19 protein-coding genes are annotated in these 17101 nt (G+C 40.6%); 9 read left to right on the forward strand and 10 right to left on the reverse strand.

Going from position 1 to position 17101, the window contains the following annotated elements; all coding sequences use genetic code 11:
• The first annotated feature begins 177 nt into the window (after window positions 1–177).
• Window positions 178–1041 (forward strand): helix-turn-helix transcriptional regulator, encoded by an 864-nt coding sequence (locus ACIY19_RS09880; RefSeq protein WP_261041678.1) that lies wholly within the window; start codon window positions 178–180, stop codon window positions 1039–1041.
• Between the two features lie 51 nt (window positions 1042–1092).
• Here ACIY19_RS09880 and ACIY19_RS09885 read toward each other — a convergent pair whose 3' ends face one another.
• On the reverse strand, window positions 1093–1728 hold the full coding sequence (locus tag ACIY19_RS09885; RefSeq protein WP_000060322.1) for a LysM domain-containing protein: 636 nt from the start codon (window positions 1726–1728) through the stop codon (window positions 1093–1095).
• 241 nt (window positions 1729–1969) lie between these two features.
• Between ACIY19_RS09885 and sdaAB the strand changes: the two genes are divergently transcribed.
• Genes sdaAB through ACIY19_RS09900 form a run of 3 tightly spaced genes read left to right on the forward strand, consistent with a single transcriptional unit; the run spans window position 1970 to window position 4179 of the window.
• The gene (gene sdaAB, locus ACIY19_RS09890) at window positions 1970–2641 is read left to right on the forward strand and encodes an L-serine ammonia-lyase, iron-sulfur-dependent subunit beta (RefSeq protein ID WP_000555868.1); all 672 of its coding nucleotides are present in this window, start codon (window positions 1970–1972) and stop codon (window positions 2639–2641) included.
• An 8-nt stretch (window positions 2642–2649) separates the two neighbouring features.
• Complete coding sequence (gene sdaAA / locus ACIY19_RS09895) at window positions 2650–3522, forward strand: L-serine ammonia-lyase, iron-sulfur-dependent, subunit alpha (RefSeq protein ID WP_000500031.1); 873 nt, start codon at window positions 2650–2652, stop codon at window positions 3520–3522.
• 27 nt (window positions 3523–3549) lie between these two features.
• Window positions 3550–4179, forward strand: a complete 630-nt coding sequence (locus ACIY19_RS09900; protein ID WP_049490502.1) for an HAD-IA family hydrolase — start codon at window positions 3550–3552, stop codon at window positions 4177–4179.
• A 95-nt stretch (window positions 4180–4274) separates the two neighbouring features.
• On the opposite strand, the gene ACIY19_RS09905 is transcribed toward ACIY19_RS09900, so the two are convergent.
• Together ACIY19_RS09905 and ACIY19_RS09910 are read right to left on the reverse strand one after the other, a co-directional pair.
• A complete protein-coding gene (locus ACIY19_RS09905) occupies window positions 4275–6131 on the reverse strand; it encodes a polysaccharide biosynthesis protein (RefSeq protein ID WP_409003316.1) in 1857 nt (618 codons plus the stop codon).
• Window positions 6132–6216: 85 nt separating this feature from the next.
• Window positions 6217–7047, reverse strand: a complete 831-nt coding sequence (locus tag ACIY19_RS09910) for a glycosyltransferase (RefSeq protein WP_409003317.1) — start codon at window positions 7045–7047, stop codon at window positions 6217–6219.
• Window positions 7048–7201: 154 nt separating this feature from the next.
• On the opposite strand from ACIY19_RS09910, the gene ACIY19_RS09915 reads away from it, so the two are divergent.
• The 5 genes from ACIY19_RS09915 (at window position 7202) to ACIY19_RS09935 (ending at window position 11440) form a co-directional block, all read left to right on the forward strand.
• Window positions 7202–8368, forward strand: coding sequence for a CynX/NimT family MFS transporter (locus tag ACIY19_RS09915; RefSeq protein WP_409003318.1), 1167 nt, complete (start codon window positions 7202–7204; stop codon window positions 8366–8368).
• 139 nt (window positions 8369–8507) lie between these two features.
• Window positions 8508–8834: a PadR family transcriptional regulator gene (locus tag ACIY19_RS09920; RefSeq protein WP_023941403.1), complete on the forward strand. Its 327-nt coding sequence runs from the start codon at window positions 8508–8510 to the stop codon at window positions 8832–8834.
• Window positions 8821–9414, forward strand: coding sequence for a DUF1700 domain-containing protein (locus ACIY19_RS09925; protein ID WP_409003319.1), 594 nt, complete (start codon window positions 8821–8823; stop codon window positions 9412–9414). The genes ACIY19_RS09920 and ACIY19_RS09925 overlap by 14 nt, the downstream gene beginning before the upstream one ends.
• Window positions 9407–10318: a DUF4097 family beta strand repeat-containing protein gene (locus ACIY19_RS09930; protein WP_409003320.1), complete on the forward strand. Its 912-nt coding sequence runs from the start codon at window positions 9407–9409 to the stop codon at window positions 10316–10318. Before ACIY19_RS09925 ends, ACIY19_RS09930 begins: the two co-directional genes overlap by 8 nt.
• Before the next feature lie 57 nt (window positions 10319–10375).
• On the forward strand, window positions 10376–11440 hold the full coding sequence (locus ACIY19_RS09935; RefSeq protein WP_409003321.1) for a DUF6574 domain-containing protein: 1065 nt from the start codon (window positions 10376–10378) through the stop codon (window positions 11438–11440).
• Window positions 11441–11652: 212 nt separating this feature from the next.
• Here the strand turns inward: ACIY19_RS09935 and ACIY19_RS09940 are convergent, their stop codons facing one another.
• From ACIY19_RS09940 to ACIY19_RS09970, 7 genes are all read right to left on the reverse strand, one after another.
• Window positions 11653–12513 carry a DUF4299 family protein gene (locus ACIY19_RS09940; protein ID WP_409003322.1) on the reverse strand — a complete coding sequence of 287 codons (861 nt, stop codon included), beginning with the start codon at window positions 12511–12513 and terminating at the stop codon, window positions 11653–11655.
• Window positions 12514–12635: 122 nt separating this feature from the next.
• Entirely contained in the window at window positions 12636–13622 is a 987-nt protein-coding gene (locus ACIY19_RS09945) for a rhodanese-related sulfurtransferase (RefSeq protein ID WP_409003323.1), read from the reverse strand.
• A gap of 195 nt (window positions 13623–13817) precedes the next feature.
• The gene (locus ACIY19_RS09950; RefSeq protein WP_409003324.1) at window positions 13818–15011 is read right to left on the reverse strand and encodes an OFA family MFS transporter; all 1194 of its coding nucleotides are present in this window, start codon (window positions 15009–15011) and stop codon (window positions 13818–13820) included.
• Window positions 15012–15549: 538 nt separating this feature from the next.
• On the reverse strand, window positions 15550–15798 hold the full coding sequence (blpZ, locus tag ACIY19_RS09955; RefSeq protein ID WP_112444786.1) for an immunity protein BlpZ: 249 nt from the start codon (window positions 15796–15798) through the stop codon (window positions 15550–15552).
• A 79-nt stretch (window positions 15799–15877) separates the two neighbouring features.
• Window positions 15878–16096 (reverse strand): hypothetical protein, encoded by a 219-nt coding sequence (locus ACIY19_RS09960; protein WP_173213201.1) that lies wholly within the window; start codon window positions 16094–16096, stop codon window positions 15878–15880.
• Window positions 16097–16101: 5 nt separating this feature from the next.
• Window positions 16102–16476, reverse strand: a complete 375-nt coding sequence (locus ACIY19_RS09965; protein ID WP_173213199.1) for an immunity protein — start codon at window positions 16474–16476, stop codon at window positions 16102–16104.
• Window positions 16477–16527: 51 nt separating this feature from the next.
• Window positions 16528–16755, reverse strand: a complete 228-nt coding sequence (locus ACIY19_RS09970) for a Blp family class II bacteriocin (protein ID WP_409003325.1) — start codon at window positions 16753–16755, stop codon at window positions 16528–16530.
• Between the last annotated feature and the right edge of the window lie 346 nt (window positions 16756–17101).

Here is a 17101-nt window from a genome sequence, read left to right on the forward strand (position 1 = left end):
TTGTCGTTAAAAACATTGTACCGTAAAAGGACTGTTATATGGCCTTTTTACTTTTACACAATTATACGGACTTTATCATTATTTTAGTTTTCTTTTTTACTTTTTACACTGCTATGATACAATATTTTTAACAAGATTTTATTGTTTGTTAACTTTTTTCACGGAAAGGAGAAAATCATGCGTTATGATTTCGGAAAGGTCTATAAAGAAATACGTGAGTCAAAGGGACTGACCCAAGAAGAGGTCTGTGGGGGTGTTCTCTCAAGAACTAGCTTATCAAAAATCGAAAGTGGCAAGACAACCCCAAAATATGAAAACATGGAGTTTCTTCTACGGCAAATTAATATGAGTTTTGAAGAGTTTGAATATATCTGTCAACTTTATCAACCAAGTCAACACACAGAAATTATGCAAACCTATCTCAATATGAGCTCAATCCTAGGGGCTAGTGAACTCGAAAAACTATTTCAAAAATGCCAAAACTATCTCAAGACCCACCACGACCTGCCTATAGAAGAAATCAGGGATATGCTGGAAGTTGTTATTTATCTCCGTCAACATGGTACAGAGCAACTGTCAGACCAAGTGAAACAGACTATCAAAAAGCTTTGGGAAAAAATTGAAAAACAAGATACCTGGTATGAGAGTGACCTGAAAATCCTCAATACCATTCTTTTCAATTTTCCCATTGAATACCTCCATCTCATCACTGGAAAAATATTGCAACGCCTAGAAGTCTATAAAAACTATCAACATTTATATGAATTGCGAATGACAATTCTATTAAACCTTTCCACACTCTATCTATACAATCAAGATAAAAACATGTGTAAGCAAATCTGCTACACTTTACTAGAGGATGCTAAGAAAAAGAAAAAATATGATAGCTTAGCTGTCTCCTATGTCCGTATCGGGATTTGTAGGGATGATGCTAGACTTATCCAAAAAGGTTTCTCACTTCTGGAGCTGACCGATGAAACTTCTATGCTGTCTCATCTCAAAAAAGAAGTGGAGATCTATTATCAACCGAAAGAAATATAAAAAAGTCGAGGGATTTCCTCGACTTTTTCAAATTATTCTGTTCGTTATTTCTTAATACCAACCGTTGTTAAGCCAGAAGTTCTTGGCAGCTGTCCATGAACCGTAACGTCCTGCAACGTAGGCATCTGCTACACGTTCTTGGTTTTCAGCTGAGTAGTCACCGTTCAAGTATGAATCTGTCAATTGGTAACGTCCGATGTAACGTCCGTTTGTAGCAGTGTAGCTACCACCTGATTCTTTTTGAGCGATCCATTCTTTGGCTTCTGCTTCAGAACCACTTACAGTAGAAGCTGCTGCAGTGTTGCTTTCTGCTGCTGGAGCTGCAGGTGCGGCTGGAGCTTCATAGGTTGTTGTTTCAGTTACTTCTTCTGCAGTTTCTTCCGCAGCTGCTGGTGCTTCATAAGTTGTTGTTGAAGCTGCAGCGGTCGCAGTTGCTGTCGATGGAGCTGTTCCTTCGATAACCAAAACTTGGTCAACATAGATAAGGTGAATATCTTTGATGTTGTTTTTTGCTGCCAATTTTTCAACAGTTGTGTTATACTTCTCAGCGATTTCTGAAAGAGTATCACCTGATTTAACTGTGTAAGTTACAGTTTCTTGGGCAGATGCAAGTGATGGAGCAAAGAAAGCAAGCAAAGTTGCTACTCCTGCGATAGTTGTTTTAATTTTTTTAGTTGTTAATGACATATCTAAAAATTCTCCTTCCATTGGATATATCTATGATACCTTTTAAATGTTACCGTTGTTTAACGGTTTTATGTAGAAATATTACAAAAATGTTTTATATTTACCGTTTTACGGAGCTTTTTGTCACAAAAGACCTTGTTTTATACTATCTTTAATCATTTTGAGGTTTTGATTAGGGAAATAAGCGCAGAGGTTCATTCTTTGATATAATAGATATAAGAATCTTTGTAAGGGGAAACAGATGCACTCACTTCGTTTTCAATCTGTCTTTGATATTATTGGACCAGTTATGATTGGCCCATCAAGTAGCCATACTGCTGGAGCTGTTCGTATCGGGAAAATCGTCTCTTCCATCTTTGATGATACGCCGACAGAAGTCGAATTCCAATTATTTAACTCGTTTGCTAAGACCTACCGTGGTCATGGAACGGACCTTGCTCTCGTCGCTGGTATTTTAGGTATGGATACGGACGATCCCGACATTCCAAATAGCCTAGAGATTGCCCATAAACGTGGCATCAAGATTGTCTGGACCATTCAGAAAGATAGCAACGCTCCTCATCCTAATACCACTAAAATTACTGTGAAGAATGAACACAAATCCATCAGTGTGACAGGAATTTCCATTGGTGGGGGAAATATCCAAGTTACGGAACTTAACGGCTTTGCTGTCTCTCTCAACATGAACACACCGACCATCATCATCGTGCATCAAGATGTTCCAGGTATGATTGCCCATGTTACTGAAGCCCTCTCTCGTTTCGATATCAACATCGCGCAGATGAATGTGACTCGAGAAAAAGCTGGAGAAAAAGCCATCATGATTATCGAAGTCGATAGTCGAAGTTGCGAAGAGGCGATTGAAGAAATCCGAAAAATCCCTCATCTCCACAATGTCAATTTCTTTAAGTAGGAGGAAACATGTTTTATTCTATCAAAGAATTGGTCGAGCAGGCGGATCTAGACTTCCAAGGAAATGTCGCCGAACTCATGATTGCGACAGAATATCAACTAACCGGTCGGGAACGGCCAGAAGTTCTCCTCCTCATGGAACGCAATCTAGAAGTCATGAAAGCCTCTGTCGAGCTCGGCCTCAGTGAAAACAAATCCCGTAGTGGCCTAACAGGTGGAGACGCGGCCAAACTAGACCGCCATCTCAAAAGTGGCAAGGCCTTGTCTGACTTTACCATCCTATCAGCAGCCCGTAATGCCATCGCGGTCAATGAACACAATGCGAAGATGGGCTTGGTCTGTGCCACTCCAACCGCAGGAAGTGCTGGCTGTCTGCCAGCCGTTCTCACTGCTGCTATCCAAAAACTTGACCTCAGCCACGAAGAACAGTTAGATTTCCTCTTTGCTGCTGGTGCCTTTGGATTGGTTATCGCAAACAATGCCTCTATCTCGGGTGCTGAAGGTGGCTGTCAGGCCGAAGTCGGCTCTGCCTCCGCCATGAGTGCCGCAGCCTTGACTTTGGCCGCAGGTGGAACGCCCTATCAGGCTAGCCAAGCCATCGCCTTTGTCATTAAAAATATGCTAGGTCTCATCTGTGACCCTGTTGCTGGTTTGGTTGAAGTTCCCTGTGTCAAACGCAATGCCATGGGAGCTAGCTTTGCCTTTATCGCGGCTGATATGGCCTTGGCAGGTATCGAATCTAAGATCCCTGTCGATGAAGTTATCGATGCCATGTACCAAGTCGGATCAAGTCTTCCAACTGCCTTTCGTGAAACGGCCGAGGGTGGACTCGCCGCCACACCTACTGGTCGCCGCCTACAAAAAGAAATCTTCGGAGAATAAGCTTATCTATATCTATTAGGAGAAACTATGCCCTCTATCTCAGCAATCTTTTTTGATCTAGACGGAACCCTGGTTGACAGTTCCATCGGGATCCACAATGCCTTTACCCATACCTTTAAAGAGCTAGGAGTTCCGAGTCCTGATGCCAAAACCATTCGTGGTTTCATGGGCCCGCCACTTGAAAGTAGCTTTGCGACCTGCCTTCCCAAGGAACAAATCTCGGAGGCCGTCCAGATATACCGCTCTTACTACAAGGAAAAAGGCATCCACGAAGCCCAACTCTTCCCCCGAATAACGGAATTGCTTCAAGAGCTTTCGCAAAACTACCCTCTCTACATCACTACAACAAAGAATACTCCTACTGCTCATGATATGACTAAAAATCTGGGAATCCATCATTTCTTTGATGGCATTTACGGCTCTAGTCCTGAAACGCCACACAAGGCGGATGTCATCCGTTACGCCTTGCAAACGCATCAACTCCCTGCGGACCAAGTCCTCATCATCGGGGATACCAAGTTTGATATGATTGGAGCCCAAGAAACTGGTATTAAAAAGTTTGCTGTTACTTGGGGATTTGGAGAAGAGGCTGATTTGCTCAGCTATCAACCTGACTGGATTGCCCATACCATTGATGATATCATTAAGCAACTATAAATAATACAACAATTTGAAATTACAGAGTAAAAAGGCCAAGGTCCTGTACAAACAGAACCTTGGCCTTTTATTTATAATTAATTTGTTAGACACTCTTACTCAGCATGAGTTGTTTCGTTTGCAAAGGAAATGATGGCTTTTTTGAGCTCATCTCCGCTGAGTGAACGGAATTCTTCAATCTTTTGATCAATGGCTTCTAGAGGCATGACGTTAACCTTACCAACGAAAATCTTGTCCATGACTTGGTTATCAACCAATTCGGTCGAAACCAAGAGTTCTTCATAGAGTTTTTCTCCTGGGCGGATACCGACCTCAACGATTGGAATTTCACTTTCAGTGTGTCCGCTTAGAAGAACCATTTTCTTAGCCAAGTCATAGATCTTGACTGGTTTGCCCATATCGAGGATAAAGACTTCTCCGTCCTTGGCATAAGCGCCAGCATGGATTACTAGACGGCTAGCCTCTGGAATGGTCATAAAGTAACGTGTCATACGGAAGTCTGTCACCGTTACAGGACCGCCTTCAGCAATCTGACGTTCAAAGACAGGAATCACGCTACCACGACTACCGAGAACATTCCCAAAACGAACTGCACAGTAGGTTGATTTGCTGCGTTGGTTAAAGCCAGTGACAATCAATTCTGCCACGCGCTTGGTTGCACCCATAACATTCGGTGGATTGACCGCCTTATCAGTCGAAATCATGACCATCTTAGGCACTTTGGCCTCATCCACAGCCTTGGCAACATTGTAGGTTCCGAGGATATTGTTTTTGAAGGCTTCTTTTGGATTGCGCTCCATCATCGGAACGTGCTTGTGGGCAGCGGCATGGTAGACAATGGCTGGTTTGTACTGCTCAAACACCTGTAAGAGACGATCATAGTCCTGAATATCTGCAATAACAGGAACATAATCAATTCCTTGGAATGTACGGATCGATTCATGATAAACGAGATAGATTGAGTTTTCCCCATGCCCCAGCAAAATCACACGCTCTGGATTGAAGCGGCTAACCTGACGACAAATCTCCGAACCAATCGAACCACCAGCGCCTGTCACCAAGATAGTCTTGCCTGTCAGTTCTGAACCCAGACGGGACTCATCCAAACGAATTTCCTGGCGTCCTAAAAGATCTGTAATATCAATTTTCTGGAAGCCACTGCCTCCACCCGGTTGGTGAAATCCTTGCACAACTGTCTCAACCTTAGGCATCTTGTAACATTTGACGCCTAGTTTATTACACATCTGCAAGATGCGTTCGTACTCTGAAGGGTCAAGTGAAGGAATTGCTACGATGACACGCTCGATTTGGTGACGTTTAGCCAATTCTGGCAGATTGTCATAGGAGCCCAAAACTGGGATGCCACCTAGTTTTTGTCCCTTTTTCTTAGAATCCTTGTCCAAAATACCGACAAGTTCTAATTCACTAGTTGGATGTTGGTAACTATCCATAAAGAGAGCTCCACCATCACCGGCACCAATCAAGAAAGTCCGACGGTGTTCTCCATCACCACTTCCCTTTTTGCGTTTAGAGTAGATTAACTGCCAAGTAATCCGTGGCAATAAAATTAAGAAAGTACTCAACAAGATAAAGAGCACGATAAAACGGATGGAGAAGAGAGGCAAGAAGGCATAGCAGATACTATATGACAAGATACTGCTAGCAGTCACACCAAAAAAGATTTTCATGAAATCCGTAATCTTGCTATAACGACTGATACTAGCGTTCAATCCCCAAAATCCAATCATCAATTGATAGAACAGGAAGGCCAAACTCGTGTAGATGATGTAGTCAACAGGTGCTGGATTAATCAATCCGTAGAATAAGATATAAGATACAATGATGGAAACCACCATACTCAAAATATCAAATATTCCCCAGAAAACCTGTTTTTGTTGTTTATTTAAAATTTCCACCAGATCAATCACATAATCTGTGAGTTTTTTATTCATAGAAATTTACTCCTCCTTAAAAGAGCCGAATAGTTATATTGTTATTATAACACTTTTTCTCTAGTTTATGATTTGCTACAATCTTTTACTTGCTTTTTCGTAACAGTTTCATAAAAATAAACTGTCGGACAAATCCAGGACAAAGGGCAACCACCATCTGAATGGCAACACTCTTGGCATACTCCATGTAAGAAATTTGTCCTCGCTTCAGCATGCGTTGACGAGCTTGACGATAGAGTTTGAGGTAACGCAGTCCCCCACGACGCTCAAACATCCCTGCACCAACACGAACCTTACACAAGATTTGATCCAGATTTCCAGTCTTAGCTCCTGCAGCAATCATATTGAGCCAGAGGAGGTCATCCTCCATATAAAGCCCATCCTCATAGTTGCCTGCCTTGAGAACCATGTCCTTCTTGAACATGACAGTCATGTGGTTAAAGGCACTTCTCATCCTTTGATAAGCTACAATATCTGCATGCTGGGTTGGAACACGACGGTAAGAAACAATCTCATCAGGATTGTCAATAAACTCTGCAATATGTCCACCTAATAGGTCGAGGTTTTCCTTCTCCATTAGCTGAACCTGTTTCTCAAAACGGTCTGGAACAGCTATATCATCCGTATCCATACGAGCGATGATATCGTACTGACACTGCAAAGCACCCTGTCGAAGAGCCAGACCCAAACCTTGATTATGCTCAAGAGGATAGCGTTTCACTGGAATATCAGACTCAGCTTCAAGCTGGTCTAATACCTGATAGAGCTCAGGTGTCAAAGGCCCATCCTCAACCAGAACCAATTCGCTCGGTTTCAGGGTCTGATTTTGAACACTCTCAATAGCATCCTTTAAAAATGTCGGATTTTCCTTGATATAGACCGATATCAATACGCTGATTTTTTGCTTTTCAGACACAGTTTTTCTCCAATGTATAGATTTCCTTCCACTATTTTATCATAATTTTCAAGACTTTCCCATTTTTATCTTGAAAGCCCAAAACCTTACTTGACATTATAAGGAAAAAACCTTAAAATAAGCTGTTATTAAAATCAGCTAGAAGAGGTATTATATGAAAAAGCAATCACTCTTTTTTGTTCCAGGTATTATACTAATTGGTGTTTCCTTGCGGACTCCTTTTACTGTTTTACCCATTATTTTGGGAGATATTTCGCGAGGGCTGGGAGTAGAAGTTAGTTCGCTTGGTGTCTTGACCAGCCTTCCCCTCCTCATGTTTACCCTCTTCTCGCTCTTTTCTACCCGGCTGGCTCAGAAAATTGGCTTAGAACATCTCTTCACCTACAGCCTCTTCTTCTTGACCATCGGCTCACTGATTCGACTAATCAATCTGCCCCTGCTCTATCTAGGAACCTTGATGGTTGGGGCAAGTATCGCAGTCATCAATGTGCTGCTTCCTAGTCTTATCCAAGCCAATCAACCAAAGAAAATTGGTTTTCTGACCACCTTATATGTAACTTCTATGGGGGTTGCGACGGCTCTGGCTTCCTATCTGGCTGTGCCTATTACACAAGCCAGTTCTTGGAAAGGGCTTATCATCCTCCTCACCCTGCTCTGTCTAGCAACTTTTTTGGTCTGGCTGCCTAATCACCGCTATAATCACAAACTGGCTCCGCAAACCAAACAAAAAAGCAAAGCAAAGGTCATGCATAACAAACAGGTCTGGGCAGTGATTGTCTTTGCAGGTTTTCAATCCTTGCTCTTTTACACTGCTATGACCTGGTTACCTACAATGGCTATCCATGCAGGCCTATCCAGTCACGAAGCTGGATTGCTGACTTCTATCTTCTCTCTGATTAGCATTCCTTTTTCAATGACCATCCCAAGCCTAACAACCAGCTTATCTACTCGCAACCGTCAGCTCATGCTCACTCTGGTTTCACTAGCTGGCGTGGTCGGCATTTCCATGCTCTTCTTCCCAATCGGTAATTTCTTTTACTGGCTTGCCATCCATCTCCTCATCGGAACCGCAACCAGCGCCCTTTTCCCTTATCTCATGGTCAACTTTTCACTCAAGACAAGCGCTCCTGAAAAGACAGCCCAATTGTCCGGCCTATCTCAAACAGGAGGCTATATCCTAGCAGCCTTTGGGCCGACTCTCTTTGGATACAGTTTTGACCTTTTCCACTCTTGGGTGCCAGCTGTAGCAGCCCTCTTGCTCGTCGATATCCTGATGACTGTGGCCCTCTTTACAGTGGACAGAGCTGATAAAATTCTCTAAACTTCTAGTTTTTCCTAGGAGTTTTTTTATATATAAAAATTTTACACATTTTTCTTGACAGGGCTTTCATTTAGATGTACAATGTATGTGTAGAAAAATTATATATAAAAATCTTACACATTAGACAAGGAGGTTTCCCATGTACTTTCCAACATCCTCTGCCTTGATTGAATTTCTCATCTTGGCCGTACTGGAAAAAGGGGATTCTTATGGTTATGAGATTAGCCAAACCATTAAGCTCATCGCTAATATCAAAGAATCCACACTCTATCCTATCCTAAAAAAATTGGAAGGCAATAGCTTTCTGACAACCTATTCTAGAGAGTTCCAAGGTCGCATGCGCAAATACTACTCCTTGACAAATGGTGGTATAGAACAGCTCGTGACCCTAAAAGATGAATGGGCACTCTATACAGACACCATCAATGGCATCATAGAAGGGAGTATCCGCCATGACAAGAACTGAATACCTGACTCAGCTAGAACTCTATCTCAAGAAACTGCCTGAAGTTGACCGCATGGAAGCCATGGACTATTTCAGGGAACTCTTTGACGATGCTGGAGTCGAGGGAGAAGAAGAACTCATCGCTAGCTTGGGAACTCCTAAAGAAGCAGCTCACGAAGTCCTCTCCAATCTTCTCGATAAAAAAATCAATGAGGCACCCGCTCAAAAGAATAACCGACAAATTTTGCATATCGCCTTGTTAGCTCTCCTTGCAGCACCCATCGGTATTCCTCTGGGAATCGCCATTCTCGTGTCCCTGTTCGCAATCTTTGTGGCAGCCTTGACTGTCATCTTTGCTTTCTTTGCGGTTTCCATACTAGGTATCATTGGCGGATTCCTATTTTTAGTTGAAAGTTTCACTGTCTTAGCCCAAGCTAAATCAGCCTTTATCTTGATTTTTGGTTCTGGTTTACTGGCTATCGGTGCTTCTTCACTAGTCTTACTAGGTATTTCCTATGTAGCCCGCTTCTTCGGCCTACTCATTGTTTGCTTGGTGCAATTGGTTCTCAAAAAAGGAAAGAGAGGTGACCAGCATGCGTAAGTTTACAAAAGGATTTCTCATTTTTGGTGTGGTGACTACCATTATCGGCTTTATCCTGCTCTTTGTAGGCATCCAATCTGACGGGATTAAGAGTTTGCTTGCCATGTCCAAGGAGCCTGTCTATGATAGTCGGATGGAAGAGTTGACCTTTGGCAAGGAAGTCGAAAACCTAGAGATTACTCTCCATCAACACGCACTGACCATCACAGACTCTTTCGATGATCAAATCCACATTTCTTACCATCCATCTCTTTCTGCTCACCATGATCTTATCACAAATCAGAACGATAAAACGCTGAGCCTCACTGATAAGAAACTGTCTGAAAGTCCGTTTCTCTCTTCTGGAATTGGCGGGATTCTCCATGTCGCAAGTAACTACTCTCGTCGTTTTGAAGAAGTTATTCTACAAGTTCCAAAAGGAAGAAGTCTAAAAGGAATCAACGTCTCAACCAATCGCGGTCAAACCAGTATCACTAATGCCACTCTTGAAAATGCGACCCTCAATACAAACAGCTATATCCTCCGAATTGAAGGAAGTCGTATCAAAAACAGCAAATTCACGACACCCAATATCATTAATATCTTTGATACAGACCTTACAGATAGTCAGCTAGAGTCAACAGAGAATCACTTCCACGCTGAAAATATTAAAGTATATGGTAAAGTAGAACTATCTTCTAAAAATGTGCTCAGTATCATGCTAACTCAAAAAGAAAGCCAAGAAATTAACTTAGACCTCTCGAGTCACCATGGTCCTATTTATCAGTTATCGAGAGATGAGAGTCAACGCCACCCCAACGAATTAAGCAACCCTTACAAAACTGAAAAAACTGATGCAAAAGGTCAACTCATCGCTAAGGCTGATGATTATATTAGTCTTGAAACTACAGCTAATAGACCTTAATAAACCTATTTATATCGACCACTATGACACATAACCCACTAAAAAGGAGGTTCTACCATGAAACAAGAATGGTTTGAAAGTAATGATTTTGTAAAAACAACAAGCAAGAACAAACCTGATGAACAAGTCCAAGATGTTGCAGACAAGGCTGAAGAAAGGATAGCCGATCTCGATACGCCAATTGAAAAAAATACTCAGTTAGAGAAGGAAGTTTCTCAAGCTGAAGCCGAACTTGAAAACCAGCAAGAAGAGAAAATTGAAACGCCTGAAAACGGTGAAGCGAGAACAGAAATAGAAGAAAAGAAAGCATTAGATTCTGCTGAGGAAGAGCAAGACCTTTCTAAAGAAACAGAAAAAGTCACTATAGCTGAAGAGAGTCAAGAAGCACTTCCTCAGCAAAAACCAACCACGAAAGAGCCCCTTCTTATCAGTCAATCCTTAGAAAGTCCCTATATCCCCGACCAAGCTCCAAAATCTACGGATAGATGGAAAGAGCAAGCGCTTGATTTTTGGTCTTGGCTAGTGGAAGCAATCAAATCTCCTACGAGCAATCTTGAAACAAGTAGCACACACAGTTACACAGCCTTTCTCTTGCTCATTCTGTTTTCTGCATCTTCCTTTTTCTTTAGTATCTACCACATCAAACATGCTTACTATGGACATATAGCAACTATGCATAATCACTTCCCTGAACAACTAGCTCCTTTAACTCTCTTTTCAATCATCTCTATCCTAGTAGCAACAACACTCTTCTTCTTTTCATTCCTCTTGGGCAGTTTCGTTGTGAGACGATTTATCTACCAAGAAAAGGACTGGACGCTAGAAAAGGTTCTCCAACAATATAGTCAACTCTTGGCAATTCCAATCTTCCTCACTGCTATTGCTAGTTTCTTTGCCTTCTTTGATAGCCTACGATTTACAGCCCTCTTGTGTGTGATTAGCATTGGAATCATTCTACTTGCCAGTCTCCATATCATTACAAGACCTAGTCAAGCAAGTGAAACCGACTCCTTCTATCAGTTATTCTTGTCTGTCCTTGTGAACGGAGTCATTATCCTCCTCTTCTTTGTAGCTGAAGTGGCACTGATTGGAGATTATCTTCGTATCTTGGCCTTTCTTTAAACTTCATACTCTTCGAAAATCAAATAGCTTCGCCTTACCGTAGATATATGTTCCTGACTTTGTCAGTCTTATCTACAACCTCAAAACAGTGTTTTGAGCAGCCTGCGGCTAGCTTCCTAGTTTGCTCTTTGATTTTCATTGAGTAGCAATCCTGTCTTCCATGGCAGGATTTTTCTATGTCAAAAAAGCAAGTCGATTGACCTGCTTCTGATTTACTCTTCTTGTGCTAATGCTTTAAAATCTTTGTCTAAGATGGGTTGCACTTCTAATTGATTGGCATCTAGTTGGTGGTAAGATGCTGATGGTAGTGACTCTAGGAATTTTGCATAGTTCAAGCGAGCGATAGCTTCATAGTCTTCTGGTTTAGAGCCGTCTCCTGTGATTTGAACCAAGTCAATCTCCCACTGCACTTCCTTATCCACCAATTGCTCCATATAGGCAGCAGGAACAAATGGTTCTCTCGGCAAAACAGTCTTGACTCCTTGAGCCAGATGGTAAACACCGTGAACTTGTCCTTCTCCATCCTGATAGAAGGAAACTCTTGCAAAGTAAGCATCTGTCTCTTGAACCGCACGCACACGCGCTTCAAACTGAGCCAAGCCATCTTCCTCTAAAAAGCTTTTCAAGTCCTCATGACTAAAGAAAATAGGATTAAAAATTCCTTGGCAAATCGTAAAACGAGCTGCATTATCTGCTAGATAGGCTTGAATACTTGCTTGGAAATAAGCTTCAAAATCAAAACCATCTAGTCCTTCAATCTCAGTTCCTGTATAAGCAAGCAGGGCATCTAAAAATGACTTGATAAGCTCCCAGTCTGTCTTCGTGAGTAGGTCAGGAAGATCGACACGGTAAGCCTTTTGACCATCAGCATAACTGACCTTAAAAAGAAATTGTGATTGTCCCACTATCGCACACTCAATATACTCAAGACGGCTAAGAGGCTGACGGAGATAGACAGCATCATAGCTATGTGACTCCAAGCCATCTACCAAGGCCAAGATAGACTTGGCAGTCAAAATTTCCTGTTCTCCTAAAATGCTCTGTTTATTTGGAATAAAAAATGTTTTCGCCATAACTGAACTCCTTTTGAAATCGTTTACATATAGTATACCTTATTTTTCTGAAAGATACAGAAACAAACTTTAGATTTTTGAGTAAAAAGCATAGAAAAACAGCCCCTGAGGACTGTTTGATCTTATACTGTAGCTGCTTGATCCAAGCTTTCACCGATAGCGGTTAGGCGCTCGATCACTTCTGCTTGTGTCAATTCATTTTCTGAGATATAGCGGTTACGTGGATGAACACGGCACTCGTGTGAGCATCCACGAAGGTACTTGTCTTCATTTTCTTCTGATGTCAAGATACGACGGTTACAGAAAGGATTTCCACAGTTGACATAACGTTCACATGGTGTTCCATCAAACCAGTCTTTCCCTACGATGGTTGGGTTGACATGGTTAACATCTACGGCAATACGCTCGTCAAATACGTACATTTTCCCATCCCAAAGCTCACCTTGGACTTCTGGGTCTTTACCGTAAGTTGCGATTCCTCCGTGCAATTGACCAACATCTTTGTAACCTTCACGAACCATCCAGCCTGAGAATTTCTCACAGCGAACGCCACCTGTACAGTAAACCACGACACGCTTGTCCATGAATTTTTCCTTGTTATCACGAACCCATTGTGGCAATTCACGGAAGTTGCGGATGTCTGGTCGGATAGCCCCACGGAAATGTCCTAGGTCGTACTCATAATCGTTACGTGTGTCAAGGACAACGGTATCTTTATCAAGAAGCGCTTCTTTGAACTCTTTTGGAGACAAGTAAGCACCTGTTGTTTCAAGTGGGTTAATGTCATTGTCAAAGTCGTTGTCTTCCAAACCAAGGTGGACAATTTCTTTCTTGTAGCGAACAAACATCTTCTTGAAGGCTTGTTCATTTTCTTCGTCAATCTTGAACCAGAGGTCTTCCATACCTGGGAGACTGTGAACGTAGTCCATGTATTTTTGAGTTGTTTCGTAATCCCCTGAAACTGTTCCGTTAATCCCTTCGTCAGCGACTAGGATACGGCCTTTAAGGCCGATTGATTTACAGAAAGCCAAGTGGTCTGCAGCAAATTGCTCTGCATTTTCAATTGGAGTATAAAGGTAGTAAAGTAAGACACGAATATCTTTTGCCATAAGATTTGTTCTCTTTTCTATTCTTAAATTTTCTAAATTTTTTATTTATCCATACTAGTATACCTGCTTGAGAAAACGAATGCAATTTATTTGACTGGAAATTACTATATTTCAATTTAGAAAAAAATTTCTTGTACACTACACTTAGTATCAATCATATTTTAAAAAATCCTTGGATTTTCCAAGGATTCATTTTTAAACTTTTTTAGCTTTAGCCATATAGAACAGTTGGAGTAGAATACCAAGGATAGCCATGCCGATAACGATAAAGAAGGCCATTGTATAATCTCCTTGGTTTGCCTGTGCAAGACGTGCTCCTAACTGAGGACCAGCAATAGCAGCTACACCATAAGCAGTAAACATCCATCCATAGTTTGTCCCTACGTATGTAACTCCCCAGTTTTCAGCAGTAATTCCTGGGAATGAACCGAGGAAGCCTCCAAATGACAAGGCAACCATCATAATTCCAAGGATGGCCAAGATGCTTCCAGGACCTTTGAATAAGGCTGTGAACAACAAACCAGTAGCAACCGCTCCAAACATGGCAATAACGGTAGGATAGCGACCAATCTTATCAGATACCGTACCCCAGAAGATACGACCAAATGTATTAGCGATAGATACCAGCATAACGAATAGTGTAGCTTCTCCTACAAGTTTATACTGGTCAGAAATTGATGCTGCAGTACCGATAATCATCATTCCACCAGTAGCACCGAGAACGTAAATCAACCATAGAAGCCAGTAATTTCCATCACGAAGCATTTCTTTATAAGTTTTACCTTCTGGTTGAGCTGTTCCAGCTGCCGGCGCTGCTGCAGGAGCTTTCTCCATTACCAATGAAGAAGTGCAAATAACAATTAGAAGAATGATACCTAATACTTTGAATGTTGAGTAAACACCCATAGAAGCAATCAAAGCTTTGGCAACTGGACCGATAATGAGCGGGCCTAACCCGAAACCTGCTGCTGTCAAACCACCAGCTAAACCTTTTTTATCTGGGAACCACTTAGTGGCAACTGAAGTAGATGCTCCATAAGCTGAACCAATACCAAGTCCTAGGACAACCCCATAAGTGAGGTACAGGACTGGAAGAGAAGTAGCAAATCCAGTAGCAAACATACCAGCACCGAAGAGAATACCACCTAGGAATACAAATTTCTTAGGTCCTGCTGAATCAACCTTAGGACCGAAAATAATCATACCAACAGGTACCATTGCAAAAGAAATACTAAAGGCCAAAGAAGTTTGGGCTTGAACCCATCCTTGACTAGCATTGGTTTCTAGCAGCGCCTTTTGAAAGACTGACCAGGCGTAACCAGCACCTAGAGATAGATTCGTTAAAATGGCTGCTGCCAAAATTAACCATCGATTGGGTGTTTTTTTCATTTGAATAACCTCATGTAAAATTTCTTGTTCCTAAAAAGAATAAAGAACAACTTTTATCATTTTTTCACCTACCTCGTTTAAATTGATCATTGTATAAATTTTTAAGTATATAGAACTGTGTAAATGACATACATCTATATACGACTGCTTAAAAATTTGTATCTATAGATCTCTTAAATCAGAACAAGATGAATTTTCACAATGTTAAGCGCTTTCATTGTACTCTTATTATAAGCTACTTTATTCTAAAAATCTACTTAATAAAAATTAATAAAGATATAAGAAATTTTAATATTTTAATCACCTGTTATCATTTTAATATTGTTTATATCATCTAATTCGGATAATTATCTAAATAAAGTAAAAAATCACTGCCCTCCTCAGACCAACCTGAGGAAAGCAGTGATTCTTATTTTAGGAGTTAGGAATGAATGTAAGGAGCTACATTTGACGTTACTATACTAAAAATCAAAAACAAGGTATAATCTTTATTGAAAACGACCATAAAGATAACCACTTAAACACTAAGTACACCTTCCTACAAGTCATCCTTTACCTCCAATCTCTCTAAAACAAACCATTTTAATAACCAAAATCCGACAACATAGCCAGCCCCTAAGAATATAGCTATAAAAGCTAGCATGGGATTCAGGAAAGAAAAAACCACTACAGATACAAAGGTTAGCACAAAAACATTAAATGCAATGGTGTCAGAAGCCAAGACTAGAATATAGGGTGTCAACCAGTCTAAGATTTTTGAATATGGAAAAAATAAGTGTTTATACATGATACGTTCCTATACAGTATAGAGAGTATAAGCGCAAAGAGATACCCAGATTAATAATTCTATATCCTAACTAAATCCTCTAATGTGGCCATAAAACTGAAGCTGCCGCCCCACCAGCTGCACAAATTAAATAAATCTGCGGAGTTGGGAAGGGGATTGTCTGTGCACAAAGCGAAAGCCCCTCAACTGCACCACCTACTCCACTTAAAAATCTGTCTGCAAGTTGTTTATCACCAGCTGTTATCATTGTTAATTTTTCATCGGATAAAATGATAAAATTATTTACTGATTGTTCCATTCTTTTCACACTTTCTTTGTTAAATTAATTTGGCTAGTAGACAAAAGATAAACTAAGGCATTAAAGACAATGAAAATATTTCCATAAAGTAAAATCAGTCTCTCATCCAAACCAAGATAAAGTTTTACCGCCAAAAAGATGAGCAAAAGAATTTGAAACCATAACGTTTTTCCAAAAATAAATTTAAAGCGTTTTTGAATGTCTGATTCCTTGATTTTTACCGCCAAACCTTTATTAGCAAGAAGGAAAACTCCTGCTTCAAATAAGCCACTGTAGAGAACAATCCACCCAATCGATACATTCGAGATTTTCAAAAATGTACCTAAAAGAATATCCAAAACACTACTCAAGAAAATAATAAGAAATAATCTGTATTTCATATAAATCACCTCCTTTTACTACTATTTCCAATCTACTATATCGCTAAAAGTTTAACTTGCTCTAAAAGCTCCCCAAGCCGCTGTACAAAACTGTGCTCCTAAAACCCCGCCGGCAAGAGCTCCCACAACTGGGATAACACTCCCCAGAGCTGCACCTCCTATTGTACAAATTCCTAATGCTTGAACAACTTCTCCAGCCCCTACTTTATCTCCACCTTCAACACGAGCAAGCATTTCATTATCCATAACAGAAAATTGTGACATTGTTTTTGTATTCATGATGAATACCTCCTTTTTATTTTTAATTTTTGTCTTGTTGCAATCTTGACAACATCAATATATCATAATTAACTGATATCATTTCTTTAAAATCATAAAATGTCTTTTTTTCATCACGAAATGTTTTTCATAAATTTTATCAAAGACCAAAACTAATATATACTATCGTCAACTATAAAAATCAATGGTTCATCTTACTTAATAAAAATTACTGTTCATGACAATATAAATACCGTTTACGATTTAGCAAGAAGTTTTTTAGTAAAGTTTGGCATAATATACCTATCTACTATATGAAAGGAATTGCCAATGACTTCTTATAAACGTACATTTGTTCCTCAAATAG

This window comes from Streptococcus sp. ST14 (assembly GCF_046098195.1).
GTDB lineage: Bacteria > Bacillota > Bacilli > Lactobacillales > Streptococcaceae > Streptococcus.

Bases quoted from the DNA above. Each gene is read 5' to 3' on its own strand.
- ACIY19_RS09880 (WP_261041678.1), top strand. From the start codon at position 178: ATGCGTTATGATTTCGGAAAGGTCTATAAAGAAATACGTGAGTCAAAG.
- ACIY19_RS09885 (WP_000060322.1), bottom strand. From the start codon at position 1,728: ATGTCATTAACAACTAAAAAAATTAAAACAACTATCGCAGGAGTAGCA.
- sdaAB (WP_000555868.1), top strand. From the start codon at position 1,970: ATGCACTCACTTCGTTTTCAATCTGTCTTTGATATTATTGGACCAGTT.
- sdaAA (WP_000500031.1), top strand. From the start codon at position 2,650: ATGTTTTATTCTATCAAAGAATTGGTCGAGCAGGCGGATCTAGACTTC.
- ACIY19_RS09900 (WP_049490502.1), top strand. From the start codon at position 3,550: ATGCCCTCTATCTCAGCAATCTTTTTTGATCTAGACGGAACCCTGGTT.
- ACIY19_RS09905 (WP_409003316.1), bottom strand. From the start codon at position 6,131: ATGAATAAAAAACTCACAGATTATGTGATTGATCTGGTGGAAATTTTA.
- ACIY19_RS09915 (WP_409003318.1), top strand. From the start codon at position 7,202: ATGAAAAAGCAATCACTCTTTTTTGTTCCAGGTATTATACTAATTGGT.
- ACIY19_RS09920 (WP_023941403.1), top strand. From the start codon at position 8,508: ATGTACTTTCCAACATCCTCTGCCTTGATTGAATTTCTCATCTTGGCC.
- ACIY19_RS09925 (WP_409003319.1), top strand. From the start codon at position 8,821: ATGACAAGAACTGAATACCTGACTCAGCTAGAACTCTATCTCAAGAAA.
- ACIY19_RS09930 (WP_409003320.1), top strand. From the start codon at position 9,407: ATGCGTAAGTTTACAAAAGGATTTCTCATTTTTGGTGTGGTGACTACC.
- ACIY19_RS09935 (WP_409003321.1), top strand. From the start codon at position 10,376: ATGAAACAAGAATGGTTTGAAAGTAATGATTTTGTAAAAACAACAAGC.
- ACIY19_RS09940 (WP_409003322.1), bottom strand. From the start codon at position 12,513: ATGGCGAAAACATTTTTTATTCCAAATAAACAGAGCATTTTAGGAGAA.
- ACIY19_RS09945 (WP_409003323.1), bottom strand. From the start codon at position 13,622: ATGGCAAAAGATATTCGTGTCTTACTTTACTACCTTTATACTCCAATT.
- ACIY19_RS09950 (WP_409003324.1), bottom strand. From the start codon at position 15,011: ATGAAAAAAACACCCAATCGATGGTTAATTTTGGCAGCAGCCATTTTA.
- blpZ (WP_112444786.1), bottom strand. From the start codon at position 15,798: ATGTATAAACACTTATTTTTTCCATATTCAAAAATCTTAGACTGGTTG.
- ACIY19_RS09960 (WP_173213201.1), bottom strand. From the start codon at position 16,096: ATGGAACAATCAGTAAATAATTTTATCATTTTATCCGATGAAAAATTA.
- ACIY19_RS09965 (WP_173213199.1), bottom strand. From the start codon at position 16,476: ATGAAATACAGATTATTTCTTATTATTTTCTTGAGTAGTGTTTTGGAT.
- ACIY19_RS09970 (WP_409003325.1), bottom strand. From the start codon at position 16,755: ATGAATACAAAAACAATGTCACAATTTTCTGTTATGGATAATGAAATG.